Origin of the sequence: Billgrantia bachuensis, assembly GCF_011742165.1 — a bacterium.
GTDB lineage: Bacteria > Pseudomonadota > Gammaproteobacteria > Pseudomonadales > Halomonadaceae > Halomonas > Halomonas bachuensis.
This window is the reverse complement of sequence record NZ_JAAQTO010000013.1, coordinates 44,453-65,890: the sequence shown is the minus strand read 5'-3', so window position 1 is coordinate 65,890 and position 21,438 is coordinate 44,453. Positions and strand designations below refer to the sequence as shown.

The window sequence follows — 21,438 nt, the reverse complement described above, 5'->3', positions numbered from 1 at the left end:
CCGGGGCGCCTGGCCTCAGGTGCTTTATCGCGCCATGGCCAGGCCCATGGCGCGGGCCCGGGTGGCGGGGTCGGCGATCTCGCCGATGCGTGAAGCCTGTTCGATCAGCGATTGGCGCTGGCTGGGGGACATTTCCGGGAGGCTGACGCTGTGGGCCTGTTCCAGCTCCTGGGCCAGCACCAATATCAGGATCATGTTGCGGAAGTGGCGCCCCTCGGCCAGCGGTGAGTCGCTGACACGACGCATCAGCTCGATGGCCTCGTCGTCCTCTCCGGTCAGCGAATGTGCCAGCGCCAGGTTGGTGAGGGCATCGGGGCTGTGCGGCGAGAGTGCCGCCGCCTGGGAGAAGGCGTGCTGCGCCGACTCTCCCTGGCCCATCAGAGCATGGGCGGCACCCAGGCGGCTCCAGGCAGCCAGAGTATCTACTTCCGGCGCCGCCTTCTGCAGGTTGCGTATCGCACTCTCGACCTCGCCGAGGCGCAGTTGGGCCGTGCCAAGCCCCAGCAGGGCATCGGTGTTCTCGATATCGAGAGTAAGAGCGGTACGGAAGGAAGCCTTGGCGGCCTCCGCGTTGCCGGCATCGAGCCGGGCATTGCCGAGCCGCACATGGATCTGTGGATCGTCGGCAGACAGCTCCGCCGCCCTCTCATACATAGCGGCGGCCGTGGCGTGGTCGCCGCGCTGGCCGATGTCGTCCGCCAGGCTGAGCAGGCGGGCTTCCTCCCCGCCCTGGCCGCTGCCGGTGGTCGAGCAGGCACCGAGCGTCAGGCAGGAGAGCAGGAGAGCGGCCATTCGTATGTCGTTACGCATCACCGATGAAACCTCCTCGTATGTGGAAGCACGCTCCGAGTTTGCTTGGCGTGGAAAGCGCCTTTCAAGGAGCTTTCCGCTGCGGGTATTCCAGGGAAGCCTGTCACCTCGTCAGGCAAAGACGTTTCGATACTACTGCACCTTTATCCTTCTTGGTATAGGAAAAGTTCTTTCGGTATCGGTGCGAAATAGTTATGCAATATTCGCTCTTCTTGGCGTGGGTTTGGCCACTGTAGCAGGGAATTGCATTGCCGAAGAGCAGGCAAACGTATGGCCAATGGAAGAGTGGAAGGAGCGCGAGTATCGCTACGTCATAATCGATCAGGATGTGCGCGACGTGCTCCGGGAAATGGGACATAACCTGTCGCTTCCGGTAGAGATTTCGCGTGAAGTAAAAGGGCGGGTGCGAGGTGATATACGTGCCGGTACCGCTGAAGAATTCCTCGAAAGGATCAGCGCAGCCAACGGCCTGGCCTGGTTCTTCGATGGCGGTGTACTGCATGTCGCCACGCGGGGAGAGATGTCCCAGCGCCGCTTCGAACTCAATGGAATCGACTCGCAGCAATTGATGGAAAACATCGAAGCATCCCGCATCGGTACGCCGCTGCGGGTGCGGCTGGTGGATGGCGGCTCGACGCTCCAGGCCTGGGGGCCGCCGGCATGGATAGACAGCGTGGCCAGGCACGTCGAGCGTCTGCGTCAACCGACCCCGCGCGGCCCATCCGCTGTCAGGGTGTTTCGCGGCGGAACGACCGAGACCGCCGTCAGCGAGTGACGGCGAAACGAAGGCAATAGGCGAAACGTAGAGAAGAAAAGGAGGAAGCGATCATGGCGACTGAAGCCGTAGGTGCACCTGGTGGCAACGACCTCTCCAGCACGGACCAGCAGGCTTTCGATGCTGCCGTCGAGAACGCTCAGGCCCAGGCCATCGTCGGCCAGGCAGTGGGATCCCTGGCGATGATGCACTTGATGGATTATGCCGGCGACATGCTCAAGGACGAAGGCTGATCGGCACGAATGCGGCAGGAATTGCCTGCCGTTCAGGCACACGTTATGAGGTGATTCGTGATGATGTCCGCGATGACGACAGGTGCGACGCCCGCCCCGATGGCGGAGGGTATGGCGAATTCCGGAGCGCTTGCCGAGCAGAATCTGTTCGAACACATGGCTCGCGCTTCCGGCTCGACCCTGCAGGCCGTGACCCCGGCCGAGCTGGGCGAGAGCATCCTCGATCGGCTGGAAGGTACCCTCGAGCGGATGCAGGCGTTCTCCGGCCAGAGCGGCGAGGGGAGTGATGCCTCGCGGGCCGTGTCGGGCGCCGACAGCGGCGAGAGCGCTGGTGGCGCCAATACCGAGGCGCTTGGCGACGCCGAGTTCGAGCGCATGATCGAAGCGTTCGGTTCGTTGTTCGACCATGCGGTCGAGTCGCGGTTGATGGCGTCCTGCGCCGCCCAGACGTCGGGCGCCTGTTCGACGCTGCTGCGGGGATGAGCGGCTTGCCACTTATTCAACGACGCAGGGGCTGGCTCAGAGCGCTGTCGATTCTCGCCGTGGCGCTATTGCTGCAGGCGTGTGACATCGAGTTGTATACCGACCTCAGCGAGCGCGAGGCCAACGTCATGGTGGCGGCGCTGTCCAGGCACGGTATTCCCGCCAAGCGGGTCGCCGCCGATGGCGGTCGCATGACCGTCACCGTCGACGAGGATCGCTTTGCCGAGGCGGTGGAGATACTCGATCGCTTGGGGCTTCCCCAGGAGCGATATTCCAATCTGGGCGAGGTCTTCCAGGGCAACAGCCTGGTCTCGTCGCCGGTGCAGGAGCGTGCACAGATGCTCTATGCACTCAGCGAAGAGCTGTCGCATACGGTGTCGCAGATCGATGGCGTTCTCACGGCTCGGGTACACGTCGTGCTGCCCGAGAACGACCTGGTGCGCCAGGACAGCACGCCCTCGTCGGCTTCTGTGTTCATTCGCCACGCGCCCGAACTCGAGGTGGGCCCGCTGATCCCGCGGATCAAGACGCTGGTGGCCAACGGCATTGCCGGGCTCTCCTACGACAACGTATCGGTGGTGCCGGTGGCGGCGGTCAGGCTGGAGCCCCGGGTGCAAATACTGCCACCGCAGACGAGCGCCTTTCTCGGCATCGCCATGCCGGCGAGCAGCGTCGGTCGTGTCAGTTGGCTGTTCGGAATCTTCGCCGTCGCCCTGCTGGGCCTGGCCGGAACGGTGGGGTGGATGACCTGGCAGCGGCGCCGGCGCGCGTCCTACGACCTGGAGCCGCCGACATGAGCGGAGCGCATACCGTCAGCGAATGGGAGCCGTCGGCCTCGGCTTGGCGATCCTTCGTCGAGGCGCCGGCGCGCTGCATTGCGCGCCCCTGGCTGCAGGATTGCCTGGGGGGAATGGCCGACGACACCACCCTGGAGGCGCTGATGCGTCACCCTCGCTTTCAGCGCCGTCTGACGCAGCGGTTGATTGAGCGGCATGGCTTGACGCCGCCCGAGGCGCTGCCCGTACCCACCGAAGAGGACGCCCGGCTGCTGGCGCTGCCGGCGCGGGCCGGCGGCACCCTGGCCCATTTTTGCGGCGTGATCAGCCATGCCGCCGCCTTCGTGCGCGAGATTCGAGCGCCGCGCGTGATGGCACTCAAGCAGCGCTTCGGCGACGCCGCCTTCGCCGCCGCACTGGCCAACCGCGAGCTGGCGGGGGCGACAGCGAGCGATGACGACATCGAGATGCTGGCGCAGGCGGTCGAGCGCGACGGGCAGGCCTGCGTCTCGGCCTGGCTGTCGCAGCAGCCACCCGAACTCGCCGCCTGGCTGAGGCTGGGGTTGGCCAGCGGCTTACCGGAGGAGGAGGTACCGGACGCTACCGCTGAGGTCCGCCGGCAGGGGCTGCGCATCGTACGCTGCGCAGCCGCCATCGTCGACGCCGAGATCAGGGAGTCAGAGCATGCACCAACTGCCGACACGTCCGGGTAAGGTCATCCTGCGTGGCGACGAGGCCCAGGCCTGGATCGATGGCTACGCCTTTCTCGAGCGCGCCCGGGCGCATGCCAGGGAGGTGGAGGCGAGAACCCGGCATACCGCCGCCAGTGCCTACGCCGACGGCTTCGAGGAGGGGCGTCGGGAAGGCGAGGCTCAGGCGGCCGAGCTGCTGGTGCAGGCCACCCAGCGGGTGGAGCGCTACCTGGCGGGGCTCGATCAGGCACTGGCCGAACTCTCCCTGCGCATGGTGCGCCGCATCCTGGGCGAATTCGACGACGCCGAGCTGGTGAGTCGTTGCGCGCGCCAGGCACTGCGCGAATTGCGCCACGACATGCGAGTCAGCGTGCGCGTCGCGCCGGAGCGCGTGGCGGCCGTCGAAGCGCTGCTGGCCCAGGGGGCGTCGATACCCGAAGGCCCCGCCTATCGCGTCGAAGGCGATGCGCAACTGGGGCCGGGCCAATGCCTGCTGGTCAGCCCGGTGGCGATCGTCGATGTCGGGCTCGATGCCCAACTGACCGCCCTGCGTCGAGCGCTGGCGAGTGGCCAGGAGCCGCGTCGATGACGCCCCCCGAGATCGATCTCGAGGCGCTGCTGCCGCGGTTGGGTGCGCGACTGGAGGAGGCCGAACTGCGTCCGGTACACGGCCGGGTGCGGCGCATTCGCGGCCTGCTGGTGCATGCCAGCGTCGACGGCACCGGCATCGGTGAGCTGTGTTACCTGCGCGACCCGTTGAGCGGGCGTCATGTTGCCGCTGAGGTGATCGGCTTCGAGGAGGAGCACGCCATTCTCTCGCCCATCGGCGACCTTCAGGGCATGTCCACCCGGGCCGAGGTGATCGCCACCGGCGGGCCGCAGGGCGTGCCGGTGGGGGAGGCGTTGCTGGGGCGGGTGATCAGCCCATTGGGCACCTTCATCGATGCCGCACCGGAGCGCGGCCTCGACGCCCTGCGCATCTGCCCCGTGCATGCCGAGCCCCCCAGCCCCCTGGCGCGACAGCTGATCCAGCATCCGCTGGCGCTGGGTATTAGAGCCATCGACGGCTTGCTGACCGTGGCACGTGGCCAGCGCGTCGGCATCTTCGGCGAGCCCGGAGTGGGCAAGTCGTCGCTGCTCTCCGCCATCGTGCGCGGCAGCGAGGCGGAGGTCATCGTGCTGGGGTTGGTCGGCGAACGCGGCCGCGAAGTGCGCGAGCTGCTGGACGTGCAGCTCGATGCCAAGGCCCGGCAGCGCACGGTCTGCGTGGTGGCCACTTCCGATCGCCCGGCCATCGAACGGGCGCGGGCCGCCATGGTCGCGACCACCGTGGCGGAACACTTCCGCGACCAGGGACGCGACGTCCTGCTGCTGGTCGACAGCATCACTCGCTTTGCCCGCGCCCAGCGCGAGATTGGCCTGGCCGCCGGCGAACCGCCAACCCGACGCGGCTACCCGCCTTCGCTTTTCGCCGCCTTGCCGCGCCTGCTGGAGCGGGCGGGACCGGGGGCCAGCGGGAGTATCACCGCGCTCTATACCGTGCTCACCGAGGGCGACGGCAGCCTCGATCCGGTCGCCGAGGAGACGCGCGCCATTCTCGATGGCCATATCGTGCTCAGCGCCGACCTGGCCAAGCGCGACCACTTTCCGGCCATCGACGTCCTTGCCAGCCGCAGCCGCCTGATGGATGCCGTCATCGGGGACGAGCAGCGCCGCAACGCCGGCCGGATTCGCGATCTGCTGGCGCGCCATCGCGACGTCGAGCTGCTGCTGCAGGTCGGTGAGTATCGCGAGGGCAACGACCCTCTTACCGACGAGGCGGTAGCCAGGCATGCCGCCATCGAAGCCTTCCTGCGCCAGAGCGAGAGGGAACACAGCAACTTCGAGGAAACCTTGAAACGCATGGATGAACTGCTGTCATGACCGATCGATTCCGCCTCGAGCAACTCATGGCGCTGCGTGAGCGGCGCGAACGTCTGGCCGAGGCCACCCTGGCGGCGCAGCAACGGCGCTGTCGGGACGAGTCGTACCGCATCGAGGAGCTCGACCTTACCCTGGCGCGCGAGCAGAGCGACTTCGACCGGCTCGAGCAGGCATGGTTCGAAGCGGCTGAGGGGGCGACCCTGTCGCCGGCGGAGCTGGAGCAGGCGCGCCAGGCCATCGACGAACATCAGCGGCGCCGGGCCGAGCTGGCCGACGCGCGTTCGGCGGCTGAGCGAGAGCAATGCCGGCTGCTCGAGGAGTGTGCCCGGCAGGCCGAGGTCTGGAAACAGCGCTCCCATGCCCGGCAGGCGCTGGGGAAACTGGTCGAGCGACGCCGTGGGGGAGATCGCATCGTGCAGGAGGGCCGCCGCGAGGCGGACCTCGAGGACTGCTTGCCGCGCGGAGGGCCGGAATGGCGAAGCTAGACCTGATGCCAGTGACGGAGCGGCAGGATCCGATGGCGAGAACGGTGAACTCGGTGATGACCGCGTGCTTGCCCCGGTTGTCGCCTGAGCAAGTGACCATGCTCAACGCGCTGCACCGCCCGCGCCCGGCATTAGCTCTCTCCTTGGGTGAGCGGGTGCTGCGGTTGCGCATCGTCCCGCAAGCCGAACCGTCTCTCTTGCCCGTGGCGCTGGGGCTATCGATAGGCGGCGCTCCTGCGCTGCTGCGGCTTGGCGACGACAGCCTGGCGGCTTTGACGGAGCACCTGGCGCTGCGCGCTGGACTGGAGAGGTGCGAGCCCGACCTAACGGCGCTGTGGCTGGAGTACGCCCTGCTGGAGTGGATCGAGCCTCTGGAAGCGCGCCTAGGCGTTGCCCTGCGCCTGGATGAGGCGGCCCCCATGACCGAGGAGGCCGTGGCCATATGCATTTCGCTGCGCCTGGAGGCCGATGGGCTCGCCGGGCAACTAATGCTGTCGCTGGGCGCCGCCGCCATGCAGGTCGTCGCACCGCTGTTGGACGCGCTGCCAGCCGTCGAACCTCGGCCCTGCTCGGCGCTGCCCATTCCCGTGCAGTGGGTTGCCGGCCATCAACGACTGCGACTGGACGAGCTGCGCGGCCTGATGCCGGGCGACGTGGTGCTGCTCAAACGGCCGGTCGAGGCACTGGCGATCGCCGGGCGCCCGATGGCCGAGGTGGTGGAGCAGAAAGATGGCCTGAAGCTGCTCACGTCACCATCTGCCAGGCATGGCGAAGGCCTTGGTGTGCCGGGTTCGGCGCGGGCTGGTAGCGATTCCCCCAGCCAAAATCCCCTCAATGACGACAGGAGTCGTGACGACATGGCAGTAGACTCTCGTAACCCAAAACCGCCGCCCACGGATGCGGCGGCCCTGGATGGCCTGCCGATGCGCCTGGTGTGCGAGCTCGGCCGCCTGGAGCTGACGCTCGGCGAGCTGCGCGAACTGGGGCCGGGGAGCGTGCTGCCGCTGTCCCGACCGACGGAGGACGCCGTGGACCTGGTCGTCAATGGGCGGCCCATGGGGCGGGGGCGGCTGGTGGAGATCGGCGACAGCCTGGGTGTGCAGATCGTAAGGCTCACGGGCGATGAGTGAGTTCGAGCCCAACCTGGTCGGCATGATCATCGTCATGGCCGGCCTGGGGCTGCTGCCCCTGGCAGTGGTGACCATGACCTCTTTTCTCAAGATCGCCGTGGTACTGTTCCTGATTCGCAATGCCCTGGGCATCCAGCAGACACCGCCCAACCTGGTGCTCTACGGTATCGCCCTGGTATTGACGGTCTACATCACCACGCCGCTGGTCGGTGAGATCGCCTACCGGCTCGAGAACCACGGCGGGTCGCTGGAGAGCGTCGAGGACATACGCGAGACCGGTACGCTGCTGCGCGGGCCGCTGCAGGAGTACCTGTCGCTCTACGCCAACGAGCGCGAGCGCGTCTTTTTCATCGATGCTACGCAGAACATCTGGTCGGAGCAGGCGCGCGCGAATCTGCAGGACGACGACCTGGTGGTGCTGATTCCGGCCTTCGTTACCTCCGAGCTCGTGCGTGCCTTCGAGATCGGCTTTCTGATCTACATCCCGTTCCTGGTCATCGACCTGGTGGTGGCCAACGTGCTGATGGCGATGGGCATGGTGATGGTCGCGCCGCCGCTGATCTCGGTGCCGCTGAAGATCTTCCTGTTCGTTGCCGTGGACGGCTGGTCGCGCCTGATGCACGGCTTGATCCTCAGCTACGGAGGCTAGCCACCGTGTCCGGCGAGATCTTCCTCACGCTGATGAATAATGCCCTGTGGACCGTGCTGCTGCTGTCCGCCCCCGCGCTGCTGGCGGCAATCGTGATCGGCTTCGGCATCGGCCTGCTGCAGGCGCTGACGCAGATTCAGGATCAATCCCTGCCCCAGGCGGTCAAGGTCATCGTGATCATGCTGGTGCTGATCGTGGGAGGGCCGCTGCTGGTGGGGCAGCTCGTCAACCTGACCGATCAGGTGCTGGACAACTTCGCCGCCTGGTCGCGCTGAGGTCCCATGGCCTTCGAGGAATTCTTTCCCCTCCTTACCGAGCTGGTCTACCCCATGCTCGTGGCCGCCTCCATCGGCATGACCCGGGCATTGGGGGTAATCCTGATCACGCCGGCCTTCAACCGGCTCGGCCTGACCGGGATGATTCGCTCTGCCGTTGCCGTGACCATCGCCTTGCCGGCGATACCGTTCATCTTCTCCGCGCTGCCGTCACTGGGGCCGTTGTCTGCCTTCGGTCTCGCCGCCCTGCTGATCAAGGAACTGATGATCGGCGCCGTCATCGGCGTGGTGTTTGGCATACCATTCTGGGCGGCGGAGGTGGCGGGGGAAGTGGTCGACCTGCAACGTGCCTCGACCATGGGGCAACTGCTCGATCCGATGGGGAGCACCGAGTCGGGTGTCACCAGCACGCTGCTGGTGGTGACCCTGGTGGCGTTGTTCTTCGTCTCGGGTGGCTTCATGATCATGCTCGAGGGATTCTATGCGAGCTATGCGCTGTGGCCGGTGGAGCGCTTCGTGCCGGTGCTGGAGTCACGCACCGCCCTGACGATGCTGGATATGCTGGACCAGGTGATGCGGGTGGGCGTGATGATGGTCGCACCGCTGGTAATCGCCCTGCTGGTCGCCGACCTGATGCTCGCCTACCTGGCACGCATGGCGCCCAGCCTGAACGTGTTCTCGCTGTCGCTGGCGATCAAGAATCTGCTCTTCACCTTCCTGATGCTGCTCTACATCGTGTTCCTGGTACCGTTGCTGGTGGAGGAGCTCGGCACGCTGGGTGATGGCTATCGACGCCTCGAGACGCTGCTTGGAGGCACTTCCTGGTTGCCTGGAGAGCAGGAGCGCGTATGAGCGAAAAACCCAGCGAAGAGAGATCGCTGCCGCCCTCCGAGAAGAAGCTGCGCGATGCGCGCAAGAAAGGGCAGGTGGACAAGAGTTCGGACATGGTCACCGCCATGGTGATGCTGGGCTGCACGCTCTATCTCGTCATGGCCGCCAGCGGCATCGAACGGCGAGTTCGCCATCTCATCAGCACCACCACGCGCCTCAATCACGAACCGTTCGATACCCTGTGGCCACGTCTGCTGGCGCTGGGGGCGGAAATCGTGGTTCGCTCGGTACTGCCGATCATCGTCATCTCCGTGGTGGCCGCCGTGCTGACCAACATCCTGATCATGCGCGGCCCGGTATTCTCGGTGGACCCGGTCAAGCCGAGGTTCGAGCGCATCAACCCCGCCGAGGGTTTCAAGCGAATCTTCTCGGCCCGCGGCGTGATCGAATTCGTCAAGTCGCTGATCAAGATGGTCGCGCTGGGCACGGCGTTCGTGATTGTCTTTCGGCTGGGGCTGCAAACCCTGATGGACTCGCCGCGCTGCGGCTTCGATTGCCTGGACGGTATCTTCATGGCATTGCTCGAGCCGCTGATCATCACCGCCCTGGTCGCGTTTCTCGCGGTCGGGATAATCGACGTGCTGATGCAGCGCTGGCTGTTCCGTCGCGACCAGCGCATGACCCGAACCGAGCACAAGCGCGAACGCAAGGACCTGGAGGGAGACCCCGAGATCCGTCGTGCCCGTCAACGCGAGCGGCGCGACATGTACGCCCACACCGCAAGAACCGGCGTGGAGCACGCCTCGCTCATGCTGGGCGCCGCCGGCGACTGGCTGGTGGGGCTACGCTACGTCAAGGGCGAGACTCCCGTACCGGTGGTGGTGTGCAAGGCCTCTCCCGAGCAGTCCGCCGCGCTCTTCGAAGCGGCCGCCGCCCAGGGGGTTGCCGTGGCCAACCGGCCAGGGCTGGCGGCACGAATCGCCAAGCAGGCCGGCAACGGCGGCCCGGTGCCTCAGGATACGTTCCAGGCGGTCGCCGACGAGTTGGTGGCGGCTGGGTTGATCTAAAAGAAAAATGTCGATTCCGAGGAAGGTCGTACGACTCATGAGTGACAGCCGATGAGCTAGTCTTGTGAACGACCAGGAGAAACTGCCATGCAATACATGCTGATGTGCTGTATCGACGAGGCGCTGTGGAACGGCCTGCCGGATGGCGAGCGCGACGCCGTCATGAACGACTATAACGCCCTGATCCAGGAAATGGTCACCAGTGGCCACTATCGCGGCGGTGCCCGCCTGCAGTCGGTGGATTCGGCCACTACCCTGCGCGAGCAGAGCGGCAAGGTGGTGACGCTGGACGGGCCCTTCGCCGAGAGCCGCGAACAGTTGGGCGGTTTTCACGTGGTGGAGTGCCGCGACCTGGACGAGGCCTTGGGGCTGGCGCGGCGCATCCCGCCGCTGCGGGTCGGCGGCTCGGTCGAGGTGCGACCGGTGGATCCCGCTTATCGACTGTGAGGGATTTGCGTGACCTTGGACGATCTCTATCGCCGCGAGTATGGCCGTGTGCTGGCCAGCCTGATTCGCCGGTTCGGCCATTTCGAGCTGGCCGAGGATGCCGTGCAGGCGGCTTTCGAGGCGGCGATGGTGCAGTGGCCGGCCCAGGGCTGGCCGCCTAACCCGACCTCGTGGCTGATCTCCACCGCCCGCCACAAGGTGGTCGACCAGTTGCGCCATCAGCAGATGCGCGAGCGCAAGGGCGACGAGCTGCGCCAGCACCTCGAACTGGTGCTGGAACGCGACCTCGAGGCCGAGCCGCTCGACAGCCTGCGCCTGATCTTCGCCTGCTGCCACCCGGCTCTGGCCCGACCCGCCCAGGTAGCACTGACGCTGCATACCCTGGGCGGGTTGCGTACCGAGGAGATCGCCCGCGCCTTCATGGTGCCGGTACCGACCCTGGCCCAGCGGCTAGTGCGAGCCAAGGCCAAGATCCGCGATGCCGGCATACCCTTCGAGGTGCCCGATGACACGGCGCTGGGTGAGCGCCTGGAGTCGGTACTGGCGGTGATCTACCTGATCTTCAACGAAGGCTACGCGGCCAGCTTCGGCGACGACTGGGTGCGCGGCGACCTCTGTGCCGAGGCGATTCGCCTGGGGCGGATGCTGGTGCGGCTGCTGCCGGCCGAGCGCGAGGCGCGCGGCTTGCTGGCGCTGATGCTGCTGCACCATTCCCGGCGTGACACGCGTACCGACGAGGCTGGCGACATCGTGCTGCTGGAGGAGCAGGATCGCACGCGCTGGAATGTCGACGAGATCGAGGAGGGCACCGCCCATATCGAGGTGGCGCTACGCGGCAACCCGCTTGGCCCCTACGCGGTGCAGGCCGGCATCGCGGCCCTGCATGCCCGGGCGGCGACACCGGCCGAAACCGACTGGCGGCGTATCGCCGCGCTCTACAGCCTGCTCTACGTCCTTCAGCCCACGCCCGTGGTGGCGCTCAACCGGGCCGTGGCGATCGCCATGGCCGATGGGCTGGAAATGGGCCTCGAGCTGCTCGAGAAGATCCATTTGCCCAATTATCACCTGCTGCCTGCGACGCGTGCCGACCTGCTGCGCCGGCTGGGCCGTCTTGACGAGGCGGCAGTGCATTACCGTGAGGCGTTGGAACTGGTCACCCACGACGCCGAGCGACGTTTCCTCGAATGCCGCTTGCGCGAGGTAATGGCGAACGCCGCCGATGTCGATTTGCCGTTGGCTGGCTCGAAAGAGGGATGAGGCCTCTCGGCCCACCCCAACCCATCACTCAGGAGACATACCATGAGCTACGTCGATGGTTTCGTAGTACCGGTTCCCGAAGGGAATCTCGACGCCTACCTGGACATGGCCCGGCGGGCCGGCGAGATCTGGCGCGAGCACGGCGCGCTGGAGTACGTCGAGTGCGTGGCCGATGACGTCCCGCCGGGAGAGCACACCTCCTTCCCGCTGAGCGTCAAGCTCGAACCGGGGGAGACGGTGATCTTCTCCTGGATCCTCTACCCCTCGCGCGAGGAGCGTGATCGCATCAATGCCAAGGTGATGGAAGACCCGCGCATGGCCGACATGATGGATCCGGCAAACCATCCGTTCGATGGCAAGCGAATGATCTGGGGAGGATTCCGTGAGGCGCTGAGGATGCCCTAGATCCTGGAACCACAGACCCTAAGACAGCCAGGCGACAGCCAGCCCCACCACCGCGGAGGCCAATGTCGGGCCGGCAATGCAGCGGGCCAGATGAGCATTGCCGGCACTGACGGCCAGCGCCACCTTGAACAGGTTGTTGACCGAGGCCGCCAACACGATGCCCAGCACGGCGGTGGTGAGTTCGATGGTACTCGTGGCCATGCGGCTCAGCGACAAGGCAACGGCATGCACGTCCGCCATGCCGGAAACGGCGGCCAACAGATAGACGCCGGCAGCGCCGAGCCAGGCGCGTAGCCATTCACCCAGCACCATGACCATCGCCAACAGGGCGCCGAGCATCAGCGCGGCGCGCAGTTCCAGGGGGTTCTGTGTCATCGGCCGGTCGGCCTTGAGGCCGCGGCGATGGCGGCGCCATAGCCACAGCGCCGGCAGGTAGAGCGTCACGCCCATGGCCGCTAGCGGTGCCACTAGTCGCGGCAGCATCGCGGGGCCGAGCAGCGCGGCATAGAGCAGCAGGCGCGGCAGCATGGTGCCGCAAGCCAGCAGGATGCCTGCGGCGAGCATCGGGGCGAGCTGCGGTTCGCGGCGCGCCTGGCGAGCGTACTGCAGGGTCAGGGCGGTGGAGGAGGTGAGCCCCGCGAACAGCCCGGTGAACAGGATGCCTTTCTCGGTGCCGCCGAGGCGCACGGCGAAGTAGCCGACGAACGAGATCGAGGCGATCAGCACCACCAGCCACCAGATCTCGTAGGGGTTGAGCACGCCGCCAGGGCCCATGTCTTCGTTGGGCAGTAGCGGCAACATCACCACGCTGATCAACAGCAGCTTGAGGCCGGCGTCGAGCTCGTTGGCCTGCAGCTTGTTGAGCAGGCCATGAATCTCGCGCTTGTTGTCGAGGATCAGCGCCGTGACCACCGCGCAGGCCGTGGCCAGCCCAATGTCCACCGCGACCGCAAGGGCGCCGAAGCAGAAGGTCAGCAGCAACCCGACCAGCCCGGTAATGCTGTAGTCGCGGGTCTGCTCCATGCGGGCCCGGTAGCCGACCAGGGCAATGATCGCCACGGCCAGGAAAACCAGCGGAAAGGCCCAGCGCGTGAGCACTTCCGAGAGCAGGGCCGCCACGCCCCCGAACAGTCCCACCAAGGCGTGGGTGCGCACCCCGGCGACCCGCTCGCCCCACTCCCGCTCGCGGGCGACCCAGCCGCGTTCGATGCCGATCAGAGCACCCAGCAGCAGCGCTACGCCGAGTTCGATGAAATCCCTATTGGTGAAAAGAAACTCACGAGTAGCTTCTTCCATTTCATCCTCGTCCCTGAAAGTTCTGCCATTCAGAGTGGTCTGTAACGAAGCCTTGATCAATTCGATGCCAGCGACGGTGGGACAGTTGCCTTCCGGTGGGGAGTTGGCGAATACTGTATGAGAATACAGTTATTGTGAGGGCTCCCATGACGCTCGCTTCACCTCCCGCGCTACATGTCGTCGGCGGGGCTTCGGCACCTACCGAGACCTGCGGTCAGCCCCTGCTGGGCTGTCGGGTACGGGCCGGTTTTCCCAGTCCCGCCGACGATCATCTCGATGACGAACTCAACCTGCATGAGCATGTCGTGCGACGTCCGGCATCCACCTATTTCGTACGCGCCGAGGGGGACTCGATGCAGAGCGACGGCATCCACGACCGTGACCTGCTGGTGGTGGATCGCAGCCTGGAGCCGTTGCCGGGACGGGTGATCGTGGTAGCGGTGGACGGTGAGCTCACCGTCAAGCGGCTGGCGCATCAGCGTGGGAGAACCGTACTGCTGGCCAGTAATCCGCGTTTTGCGCCGATTCCGTTGGAAGGGCGCGAATGCCATGTGTGGGGCGTGGTGACGCATGTGATCCATGCGCTTCCGGGGGCGCCGGCATGATCGCCCTGGTCGATGGCGACAGCTTCTACGTCAGTTGCGAGCGAGCCTTCGACCCACGCCTGGAAGGGGTGCCGGTCGGCGTGCTCTCTAACAATGACGGCTGCGTGGTGGCACGCTCGCGGGAGCTGAAAAGATTGGGCGTGGCCATGGGGGCGCCGCTGCACCAGTTGCCTCCCTCCATCCGACGCCAGGCCGTGCTGCTTTCCAGCAACTATGCCCTCTACGGCGATGTTTCGCGCCGGATGAATCTCGTGCTCGCCGAGTTCTCCCCGGCGGTGGAGCTCTATTCGATCGATGAAAGTTTCGTGCACTTTTCCGGCTTCGAGCCCGGGGCGCTGGAAGCCCATTGCCAGCGGTTGCGCGAGACGGTGCGACGCTGGACCGGTATTCCGGCCGGCGTGGGTTTGGCTCCCACCCGGGTGCTGGCCAAGCTGGCCAACCGCTTGACCAAGCGTGAGCCGGCCTACGAGGGGGTCTGCCTGCTCGAGGCTGACAGCGACATGACCCGCCAGGTACTGGAGCAACTACCGGTCGTTGGCCTGTGGGGCGTGGCCCGGCGTACGGCCGAGCGGTTGAAGCTGATGGGCATCGAGACGGCCTGGCAGCTGCGGCAGGCCGATCCCAAGTGGATTCGCGATGCCTTCTCGGTGGTACTCGAGCGCATCGTCTGGGAACTGCGCGGTCATTCGGCCATCGAGCTCGAGGATTTGTCCGTACCGCGCAAGCGCATCCTGGTATCGCGCTCCTTCGGCAGGCTGAGCAGCGAGCTTGTCGACCTGCAGGCCGCCACGCGGCAGCATGCCACGCGGGCGGCTGAAAAGCTGCGCCGACAGGCCAGCCTGGCCCGTGCGGTACTCGTTTTCGTGCGCACCAATCCGCACCGCCTGGGGGACGCCCAATACGCCAACAGCCACGTCGTGTCGTTGCCGGAGCCCTGCAACGACACGCCGAGCATTCTCGCTGCTGCGCGCCGGGCGCTGGCGGCGATCTTTCTCGAGGGGCACCGCTACCAGAAATGCGGCGTAATGCTGCTGGACCTGGTGGATGCCGAGCGCTGCCAGCTGTCGCTGCTGGATGAGCCCGCCGACGAGCGGCGACGCGATCGCAGCCGTCGGCTGATGGCAACCCTCGACCATCTCAACCGGGAGATGGGGCGCGACACCGTGCGCTTCGGCCTGCCGCACAAGGACAACGCCTGGGCGCTGCGTTGTCAGCATCGTACCCAGCGCTACACCACCTGCTGGGATGAGCTGGTGCGGGTTCGAACGGGGTAGGTCGGTAGGCCTGCACGGATCGCAACATGCTTCGAGGGTGTATTAGCGGGGAACCGCGGCTCCCCAGAAATTGAACCCCGCAAATCTCGGGACCTTCGATAGGTAATCCGTCTCCATCCGCTGGATGTTGAAGCCCGAGCGCTTGACGAGCTCAGGTATGTTGCGGTTGAGATAGCAACCCCCCGCCACCTTGCGCCATAAGGGGTTGATGCGATCCTGCCACTGTCGCACGGCCTCATCGGGCGCCGAGCCGTGTTCGCAGAACAGCAACTGGCCACCGGGCTTGAGGACGCGACGCATCTGGTCGAGGGCACGGCTCCAGTCCTGGATCGTACACAGCGTATAAGTCAGCACCACGGTATCGGCACTATGGTCCTCGAGAGGGATCTCTTCCCCCGGCAAGTCCAGCCAGCGTATCTCGAAGGGCGCTCCGGCGACATTATGTCGGGCCTTGCGACGCATGCCCTCTGAGGGTTCGAGCCCCCAGACCAGCTCGACCCGGCTCGGGTCGTAGTGGGCAATATTGAGGCCGGATCCCATGCCGACCTCCAGGACACGGCCTCGTGCCGCCGGCACCACTGCCGCCCGCTGTCGGTCGACTACTTTATTGCCACATGCCAAGTGGAGAAGGTGGGGCAGAACATACTGCTCGTATAAAGACATCAGCGATTACTGCCTTCTGAATTGTCTGGATGACGGGAGAGGGGCCGGCTACCCCAGTGTCGCCAAGGAGGGAAACAGGTCGACCATAATGCTGGAAAGCCGCGTCATGGTGCCCGAAGCAATGGCAATGCCCATCAGAATCACGATAGTGCCGGCGACAGGGCGTGTATAGGCGCTCCATCTCCCCAGACTTTTTCGATGCAGGGCGAACCGATTGATCAGCAGGGTACTGGCGAGGAAGGGCAGCGCCATGCCCACCGAATAGGCGCTGAGATAGACCATGCCGGCCTGGGCGCTGGCGGCACTTGAAGTGGCCATTAGAATGGCGCCCAGGATGGGCCCGATGCAGGGGGTCCAGCCGATGGCGAAGGATACCCCAAACACTGTCGCCGACAATGGGGAGCCGCCCTGGACGTTCGGTGTGAACTGAAAGGTGCGCTGGAACAGCGGCAACCGAAACACGCCGGTCATGAACAGGCCCAGCACGATCACAATGGAACCGGTGACCCAGTTGAACTCCTGGCGATATCCCCGCATCAGTTGGCCGATTCCACTGGCTCCGAGCCCCAACAAAATGAACACGATGCTGAAGCCGAAGATAAAGAAGACACTGAGAATCAATGCCTCCAGGCGCCTGTCGGCCTTGCCGGCACTACCCCCCGTGACCACCGACAGATAGGCAGGTAGCAGCGGCAGCGTGCAGGGCGAGAAGAAGGAAACCAACCCGCCGGCGAAAGCGCCGATCAGACCAATAGATGATAATGATTCCAAGACGTTACGCTTCCTGGTGATGCATTAGGCGTGAACCAGCCTGTGGCGACTGCCTGCTTCGTATTCGGTTCGGCAGGAATTCTAAGGGGTGTATCTGCTTCAAGGTCAACTGTAAATTATTGAATAAGAATATTCCTTCAAATGAATCCATGAGCGACCTTGACCTTGAAGTTAACTTCAAGGTTATCGTGTGCCGTGATGGTTGGCTTCAATGTCTCGCTCTCACGAAGGCCTCCAGGTGCGCTCTCCAGGATGGAATCGAAGTGCCCGGGTTGGAAGTGACCTTTGCAAGCGGGACCAACCGAAGCCACGCTAAAGCTTCACGCAATCCAGCCTAGGCGGGCTGCTGGAAGTTCCATTCGCGTTGTGGGGTGAAGCCATGCAAACACTTAGTATCGGTGAGCTTGCTGAACGTAGCGGGGTCGCCAGCCAGGCGATCCGATATTACGAAAAGGAAAAGCTCATGCCTGCTCCTCAGCGAACGGAAGCCAACTACCGACGCTTCCCCCTGGATGCCGTAGACAGGCTGCAATTCATCGTGCATGCCAAGCAATGGGGCTTCACGCTCGATGAGATCCGTGAGCTGTTGATTCTTCAGGATGCCAACGGTGATCGGGCGCAGGCCAAGCGTATCGCCAAGGAAAAGCTGCACAGAGTTCGCGAACAGATCAAGCACCTCTCGCGGATCGAGGCCTTGTTGTCGAGGACCCTTGCAGAATGCACTGGCGAAGGGCCGATGCGAGAAGGCTGCCCGATCGTCGAGGCCATCGCCGAGAAATCCGAATAATCGACATCTTAGCCCTGGTGGCGCAGCGCCAGTGATGCCGCAGAAGATCGATATCAAAATCAAGGGGCATGTCCTGTGCTTCTTTTGTCGGGCGAGTGGCGCGGGTGCTCGGCCAGCATCCGTGGGTCATCGACGCCCACGTGAACCTGGCCATGCAAAAGCAGCGATACAGGTAGGAAAGGGCGCGGCACCTACGTGCTGACCAAATCACTACGGTTGCATCGCTTCAGGCCGGATACCAACGGGTAAAACGCAAGAGAACCAGGTTGGCCAGATCCAAGCAGCAAAAGAGGAGAGTAAATATGATGGGAAATGAAGCATGCGCATGGGGAATTGGGGGGATGAGCCTGATAGCCATCCTGCTGATCATTGCCTTCGGGCTTGGCATTGCCGTGCTCTTAAATATCTCTTTTCTGCGATAAAGCGTGAATCATGACGTCAATAAGTGACGAGTTTGCTCACCTTAAAGAGACACAAGCGTGAAACGGCGATTGTTACTGCTTTTACCCTTGCTGGTTTTCCTGGGTTTGGGTTTGTTTTTTTACCGAGGCTTGGGCATGGATCCCAGTGCGAGAGATTCGGCGTTACTGGCGCAAAAGTTCCCTTTTTTTAATCTTACGACACTTGAAGCCCCCTCCCGGCGTGTTGACGAGTCACTATTCGAGGGCGAGGTGACCCTGGTGAACGTCTGGGGAGAGTGGTGCCCAACCTGCAAGCAGGAAATGCCACAGCTATTGGACTTGGCCGAACGTGGAGTGCGCCTGGTAGGTATCAATTACAAGGACACTCAGCGAAAGGGATTGGAATTCCTTGAGGAGTACGGTAATCCCTTCGAGCTCAATATTTTCGATCCGGAAGGTGGCTTGGGTTTCGAGTTAGGGGTTTATGGCGCGCCAGAAAGCTTTCTGGTCGATAAGGAGGGTATTATTCGTTATAAGCACACGGGATATATTACCCCAAAAGATGTTGAGCAAATCACGCAAGAAGTGGAAAAGTGGCAGCGGTGACTCCTTTACGTGGGGCCAATGCAGGCGAAAGCGGCGGTGGCCTCATGAATGCGGCCCTCGCTTCGCTTGAACAGATCGAGCTCGATGCGCTTTACAGTTCGCCTCCGGCAGCCTTCGCCAACAGCCTCTCATTATGAAATCGGTGATAATGTAAGGAACGTTTCGAATGGATCCCACCGACCTGAGCCTGCCGCCGTTGGCGGCGGCCTTCGTCTTCGGCTTGCTGGGGGGCGCTCACTGCATTGGCATGTGCGGCGGCATCATGAGTGCTCTAACTTTTGCCGTGCCTCCCAGCATGCGTCAGCCGGGACGCCTCGCTGGCCTATTGCTCGGCTATAACTTTGGCCGCATCAGCAGCTACATGATCGCCGGCGCCTTGGTGGCGCTGCTGGGATCCGTACTCAATCATGCCCTGGATGGCATCGCTCTGGTATTGCGTAGCCTGGCGGCGGTCATGTTGATTCTGATGGCGTTGTATATTGCCAACTGGTGGAAGGGCTTGCTTCGTGTCGAAGCTCTGGGGCGTATCCTGTGGCGCCGTGTCGAACCGGTCGGCCGTCGCTTGATGCCTGTCGTCAAGATTCCCCAAGCCATTGCGCTAGGTTCCATCTGGGGCTGGATGCCCTGTGGGTTGATCTATTCGATGCTGGCATGGAGTCTCGCCGTGGCTGAGCCAATGCGCGCGGCAGCGATGATGGGAGCCTTCGGGCTTGGTACGCTGCCTGTCGTCATGGCCACAGGCGTGGCAGCACGCCGCGTCTCACAGTGGATTCGTCATCCTGCGACCCGCACGATAGCAGCGTTACTGATCGTTGGGTTTGCCGTCTGGCAGCTCTGGCATCTGCAGGTAATGTCCGGCACGGATGGAGGCATGACGTCGTCACATCATTGACGGCTCCCTTGTGGACCATCCAGGACGATAACGGATCCCGCCGGTACTCGCTCTTCGATCAGTTACCTCAGGCTGAAGCCTTGAGGGCTGCCGCTACAAATTACCTAGGAAAATGTGTCCCCTCGCTCAGCCAGCGGCGCGTACCTCCTGACAGCCTTAGGTTGCCTTGGTTTGACAGGTAGCTATTAAGTTGATTTCAAAAAATTATTCCCCGTCGAGCGCAGGCGGCGGAAAAGGGCTTGACCTTGAAGTTGGCTTTAAGGATATCTTGCAAGAGCAGCTTCGCTGTCGAACGAAAATCGAAATCGCCCCTTGCCTCCAGCCATGGTGGAAGGTGATGCCAAGCAAGAGAGGAGAGATGTATGCGGAAACTTCATTACGCAATCATGACTGCCGCCGTCATCGCCGCTAGCGGCTTCGGAGCCGGTTCGCTCCTAGCGCAAGACAATACTATGCAAGAGCCGATGGAAGCCAATGGCATGCAAGGCGATATGATGCAAGGAGATGGCATGCCCGGCATGATGGGGATGATGAGCGAGATGAGCGCCATGATGGAAAAATGCAATGCCATGATGGACAAGATGCAACAGGACGATAGTGCGTCATGATATGGAAAGTAGACTGCTCCCCGCATATCGACGAGATATAAGGAGCAGTCTATACGTGAGGCTTGGTTATTTATCGGAGCAAGGCGGGTGGTAAGAAAAAATTCTTCAGTTTTTATCCTGTTGATGTTGGTCAGCCTGGTCTCTTTCGCCCACTCTCTTGAAGACGTAGAGAACGATCTGCAAGAGAGCGGGCGCTATGCGCAATTTGTAGACCAGCCTGCCCCTGCCTTTTCGTTGGCTGACGCCGACGGCCAAGTTTTGTCATTATCTGAATTGGAAAGAAAAGTCGTCATATTGAACTTCGTTTATACGCGCTGCAAGGAAGCATGCCCTTTGCATATGAACTTGATTGCTCAGATTCAGGACGGCATCAATGAATCTTCTCTCCGAGAGGATGTCATGTTCATCACGATAGCCACCGATACCGAGGATGTTCCCGCGACGCGCAGGAATATGCTTGCCTACGGCGAGAATTTCGACTTCGATCCGCAAAATTGGCGTTTTTTGTATCGAAGTGAGGGAGAGCATGCCGAGACGACAAAGCAGTTAGCAGAGGCGTATGGGCTCAATTTCGCTGAAGCCGAGGAGGGCGTTCAACTTCATGGCGTTGTCACTCATGTTATCGATCAGACGGGCCGAATGCGTGCTCGCTTCCACGGCCTGAAGTTCGAGACAGAGAATCTGATCACGTATGTCAATACGCTGGTGGAAGGTTCCGATACATACCATCAGAGCGTCTGGCACCGCGTTACCCGTTTCTTCACCCAAGTTTTCAATTAAGTGATGGTTCCTGCCACGTCTGGATTCGGAACCTGGGCTGTTTACCTTGAAAGAGGTCAGAAAGAGATGAAAAGCTGGAAGTCCTGGATCATTGTCGCTCTGCTCGCCTTCCCAGTAACAGGGTTGTCGGCCGAGACGGAAGCGACCCTTTACAAGAACCCCAATTGTGGATGTTGTGCCGAGTATGCCAAGTATCTGGAAGAGAACGGCTTTGACGTGGAAACGATCGATACTGATGACCTTTCCCAGCTGAAAGCCGAACACAACATACCCGAGCGGCTCCACGGCTGCCATAGCACGCTCATCGGCAACTATGTATTCGAGGGGCACGTACCCTTGGAAAGCCTGACCCGGGTGCTTGAAGAAAAGCCGTTCATCAAAGGATTGAGCGTGCCAGGCATGCCGCTTGGCTCACCCGGAATGACGGGCGAGAAACGCGGGCCTCTCGAAGTGTATACGTTGGCCTTCCAGCCGACCGAGACCCCCGAAGTTTACGCCACCCATTGAGGGGCCGTCC

The 21,438-nt window shown here is 63.2% G+C and carries 28 protein-coding genes; 24 read left to right on the top strand and 4 right to left on the bottom strand.

Features of this window, described 5'->3' with window-relative positions:
- Positions 1-24: 24 nt before the first annotated feature.
- The gene (locus tag HBJ55_RS04960) at positions 25-792 is read right to left on the bottom strand and encodes a tetratricopeptide repeat protein (RefSeq protein WP_167111634.1); all 768 of its coding nucleotides are present in this window, start codon (positions 790-792) and stop codon (positions 25-27) included.
- Between the two features lie 4 nt (positions 793-796).
- Here HBJ55_RS04960 and HBJ55_RS04955 point away from each other — a divergent pair, with 4 nt between their 5' ends.
- The 16 genes from HBJ55_RS04955 to HBJ55_RS04880 all read left to right on the top strand — a co-directional run bounded on the left by HBJ55_RS04955 (position 797) and on the right by HBJ55_RS04880 (position 12,238).
- Positions 797-1,585 carry a hypothetical protein gene (locus tag HBJ55_RS04955; RefSeq protein WP_167111632.1) on the top strand — a complete coding sequence of 263 codons (789 nt, stop codon included), beginning with the start codon at positions 797-799 and terminating at the stop codon, positions 1,583-1,585.
- Between the two features lie 53 nt (positions 1,586-1,638).
- Positions 1,639-1,818: a hypothetical protein gene (locus HBJ55_RS04950; RefSeq protein ID WP_167111630.1), complete on the top strand. Its 180-nt coding sequence runs from the start codon at positions 1,639-1,641 to the stop codon at positions 1,816-1,818.
- A gap of 111 nt (positions 1,819-1,929) precedes the next feature.
- Entirely contained in the window at positions 1,930-2,301 is a 372-nt protein-coding gene (locus HBJ55_RS04945; protein WP_167111628.1) for a hypothetical protein, read from the top strand.
- A 5-nt stretch (positions 2,302-2,306) separates the two neighbouring features.
- Positions 2,307-3,098 carry a type III secretion system inner membrane ring lipoprotein SctJ gene (gene sctJ / locus HBJ55_RS04940; protein WP_240935979.1) on the top strand — a complete coding sequence of 264 codons (792 nt, stop codon included), beginning with the start codon at positions 2,307-2,309 and terminating at the stop codon, positions 3,096-3,098.
- Positions 3,095-3,790, top strand: coding sequence for a type III secretion protein (locus HBJ55_RS04935; RefSeq protein ID WP_167111624.1), 696 nt, complete (start codon positions 3,095-3,097; stop codon positions 3,788-3,790). Before sctJ ends, HBJ55_RS04935 begins: the two co-directional genes overlap by 4 nt.
- Entirely contained in the window at positions 3,762-4,358 is a 597-nt protein-coding gene (sctL, locus tag HBJ55_RS04930) for a type III secretion system stator protein SctL (RefSeq protein ID WP_167111622.1), read from the top strand. Before HBJ55_RS04935 ends, sctL begins: the two co-directional genes overlap by 29 nt.
- Entirely contained in the window at positions 4,355-5,692 is a 1,338-nt protein-coding gene (locus HBJ55_RS04925; protein WP_167111620.1) for a FliI/YscN family ATPase, read from the top strand. The genes sctL and HBJ55_RS04925 overlap by 4 nt, the downstream gene beginning before the upstream one ends.
- Positions 5,689-6,177 (top strand): hypothetical protein, encoded by a 489-nt coding sequence (locus HBJ55_RS04920; RefSeq protein WP_167111618.1) that lies wholly within the window; start codon positions 5,689-5,691, stop codon positions 6,175-6,177. Before HBJ55_RS04925 ends, HBJ55_RS04920 begins: the two co-directional genes overlap by 4 nt.
- Complete coding sequence (gene sctQ, locus HBJ55_RS04915) at positions 6,165-7,307, top strand: type III secretion system cytoplasmic ring protein SctQ (protein WP_167111617.1); 1,143 nt, start codon at positions 6,165-6,167, stop codon at positions 7,305-7,307. The genes HBJ55_RS04920 and sctQ overlap by 13 nt, the downstream gene beginning before the upstream one ends.
- Positions 7,300-7,956 carry a type III secretion system export apparatus subunit SctR gene (sctR, locus tag HBJ55_RS04910; protein WP_167111615.1) on the top strand — a complete coding sequence of 219 codons (657 nt, stop codon included), beginning with the start codon at positions 7,300-7,302 and terminating at the stop codon, positions 7,954-7,956. Before sctQ ends, sctR begins: the two co-directional genes overlap by 8 nt.
- 5 nt (positions 7,957-7,961) lie before the next feature.
- A complete protein-coding gene (locus HBJ55_RS04905; RefSeq protein WP_167111613.1) occupies positions 7,962-8,231 on the top strand; it encodes an EscS/YscS/HrcS family type III secretion system export apparatus protein in 270 nt (89 codons plus the stop codon).
- Positions 8,232-8,237: 6 nt separating this feature from the next.
- Positions 8,238-9,083: a type III secretion system export apparatus subunit SctT gene (gene sctT, locus HBJ55_RS04900; RefSeq protein WP_167111611.1), complete on the top strand. Its 846-nt coding sequence runs from the start codon at positions 8,238-8,240 to the stop codon at positions 9,081-9,083.
- Entirely contained in the window at positions 9,080-10,129 is a 1,050-nt protein-coding gene (locus tag HBJ55_RS04895) for an EscU/YscU/HrcU family type III secretion system export apparatus switch protein (protein ID WP_167111609.1), read from the top strand. The genes sctT and HBJ55_RS04895 overlap by 4 nt, the downstream gene beginning before the upstream one ends.
- Before the next feature lie 87 nt (positions 10,130-10,216).
- Positions 10,217-10,576, top strand: a complete 360-nt coding sequence (locus tag HBJ55_RS04890; protein WP_167111607.1) for a YciI family protein — start codon at positions 10,217-10,219, stop codon at positions 10,574-10,576.
- Between the two features lie 9 nt (positions 10,577-10,585).
- Entirely contained in the window at positions 10,586-11,833 is a 1,248-nt protein-coding gene (locus HBJ55_RS04885) for an RNA polymerase sigma factor (protein ID WP_338071967.1), read from the top strand.
- A gap of 42 nt (positions 11,834-11,875) precedes the next feature.
- The gene (locus HBJ55_RS04880) at positions 11,876-12,238 is read left to right on the top strand and encodes a DUF1428 domain-containing protein (protein WP_167111605.1); all 363 of its coding nucleotides are present in this window, start codon (positions 11,876-11,878) and stop codon (positions 12,236-12,238) included.
- An 18-nt stretch (positions 12,239-12,256) separates the two neighbouring features.
- Here the strand turns inward: HBJ55_RS04880 and HBJ55_RS04875 are convergent, their stop codons facing one another.
- Positions 12,257-13,534 (bottom strand): MgtC/SapB family protein, encoded by a 1,278-nt coding sequence (locus HBJ55_RS04875; RefSeq protein ID WP_167111602.1) that lies wholly within the window; start codon positions 13,532-13,534, stop codon positions 12,257-12,259.
- 146 nt (positions 13,535-13,680) lie between these two features.
- On the opposite strand from HBJ55_RS04875, the gene HBJ55_RS04870 reads away from it, so the two are divergent.
- Both HBJ55_RS04870 and HBJ55_RS04865 read left to right on the top strand, forming a co-directional pair.
- The gene (locus HBJ55_RS04870) at positions 13,681-14,139 is read left to right on the top strand and encodes a LexA family protein (RefSeq protein WP_167111600.1); all 459 of its coding nucleotides are present in this window, start codon (positions 13,681-13,683) and stop codon (positions 14,137-14,139) included.
- Positions 14,136-15,413: a Y-family DNA polymerase gene (locus HBJ55_RS04865; protein WP_167111598.1), complete on the top strand. Its 1,278-nt coding sequence runs from the start codon at positions 14,136-14,138 to the stop codon at positions 15,411-15,413. The genes HBJ55_RS04870 and HBJ55_RS04865 overlap by 4 nt, the downstream gene beginning before the upstream one ends.
- A gap of 42 nt (positions 15,414-15,455) precedes the next feature.
- Here HBJ55_RS04865 and HBJ55_RS04860 read toward each other — a convergent pair whose 3' ends face one another.
- Both HBJ55_RS04860 and HBJ55_RS04855 read right to left on the bottom strand, forming a co-directional pair.
- Positions 15,456-16,076 carry a methyltransferase domain-containing protein gene (locus HBJ55_RS04860; RefSeq protein ID WP_167111596.1) on the bottom strand — a complete coding sequence of 207 codons (621 nt, stop codon included), beginning with the start codon at positions 16,074-16,076 and terminating at the stop codon, positions 15,456-15,458.
- Positions 16,077-16,124: 48 nt separating this feature from the next.
- A complete protein-coding gene (locus HBJ55_RS04855; RefSeq protein ID WP_167111594.1) occupies positions 16,125-16,847 on the bottom strand; it encodes a cytochrome c biogenesis CcdA family protein in 723 nt (240 codons plus the stop codon).
- Positions 16,848-17,211: 364 nt separating this feature from the next.
- Between HBJ55_RS04855 and HBJ55_RS04850 the strand changes: the two genes are divergently transcribed.
- The 6 genes from HBJ55_RS04850 (at position 17,212) to HBJ55_RS04825 (ending at position 21,428) form a co-directional block, all read left to right on the top strand.
- On the top strand, positions 17,212-17,634 hold the full coding sequence (locus tag HBJ55_RS04850; protein WP_240935977.1) for a MerR family transcriptional regulator: 423 nt from the start codon (positions 17,212-17,214) through the stop codon (positions 17,632-17,634).
- A gap of 479 nt (positions 17,635-18,113) precedes the next feature.
- On the top strand, positions 18,114-18,641 hold the full coding sequence (locus tag HBJ55_RS04845) for a DsbE family thiol:disulfide interchange protein (RefSeq protein ID WP_167111592.1): 528 nt from the start codon (positions 18,114-18,116) through the stop codon (positions 18,639-18,641).
- Between the two features lie 166 nt (positions 18,642-18,807).
- Positions 18,808-19,533, top strand: coding sequence for a sulfite exporter TauE/SafE family protein (locus tag HBJ55_RS04840; protein ID WP_167111590.1), 726 nt, complete (start codon positions 18,808-18,810; stop codon positions 19,531-19,533).
- A gap of 362 nt (positions 19,534-19,895) precedes the next feature.
- The gene (locus HBJ55_RS04835) at positions 19,896-20,141 is read left to right on the top strand and encodes a hypothetical protein (protein WP_167111588.1); all 246 of its coding nucleotides are present in this window, start codon (positions 19,896-19,898) and stop codon (positions 20,139-20,141) included.
- Positions 20,142-20,228: 87 nt separating this feature from the next.
- Positions 20,229-20,921, top strand: a complete 693-nt coding sequence (locus HBJ55_RS04830; protein ID WP_206022237.1) for an SCO family protein — start codon at positions 20,229-20,231, stop codon at positions 20,919-20,921.
- 66 nt (positions 20,922-20,987) lie between these two features.
- The gene (locus HBJ55_RS04825; protein WP_167111586.1) at positions 20,988-21,428 is read left to right on the top strand and encodes a DUF411 domain-containing protein; all 441 of its coding nucleotides are present in this window, start codon (positions 20,988-20,990) and stop codon (positions 21,426-21,428) included.
- The last annotated feature ends 10 nt before the right edge of the window (positions 21,429-21,438 follow it).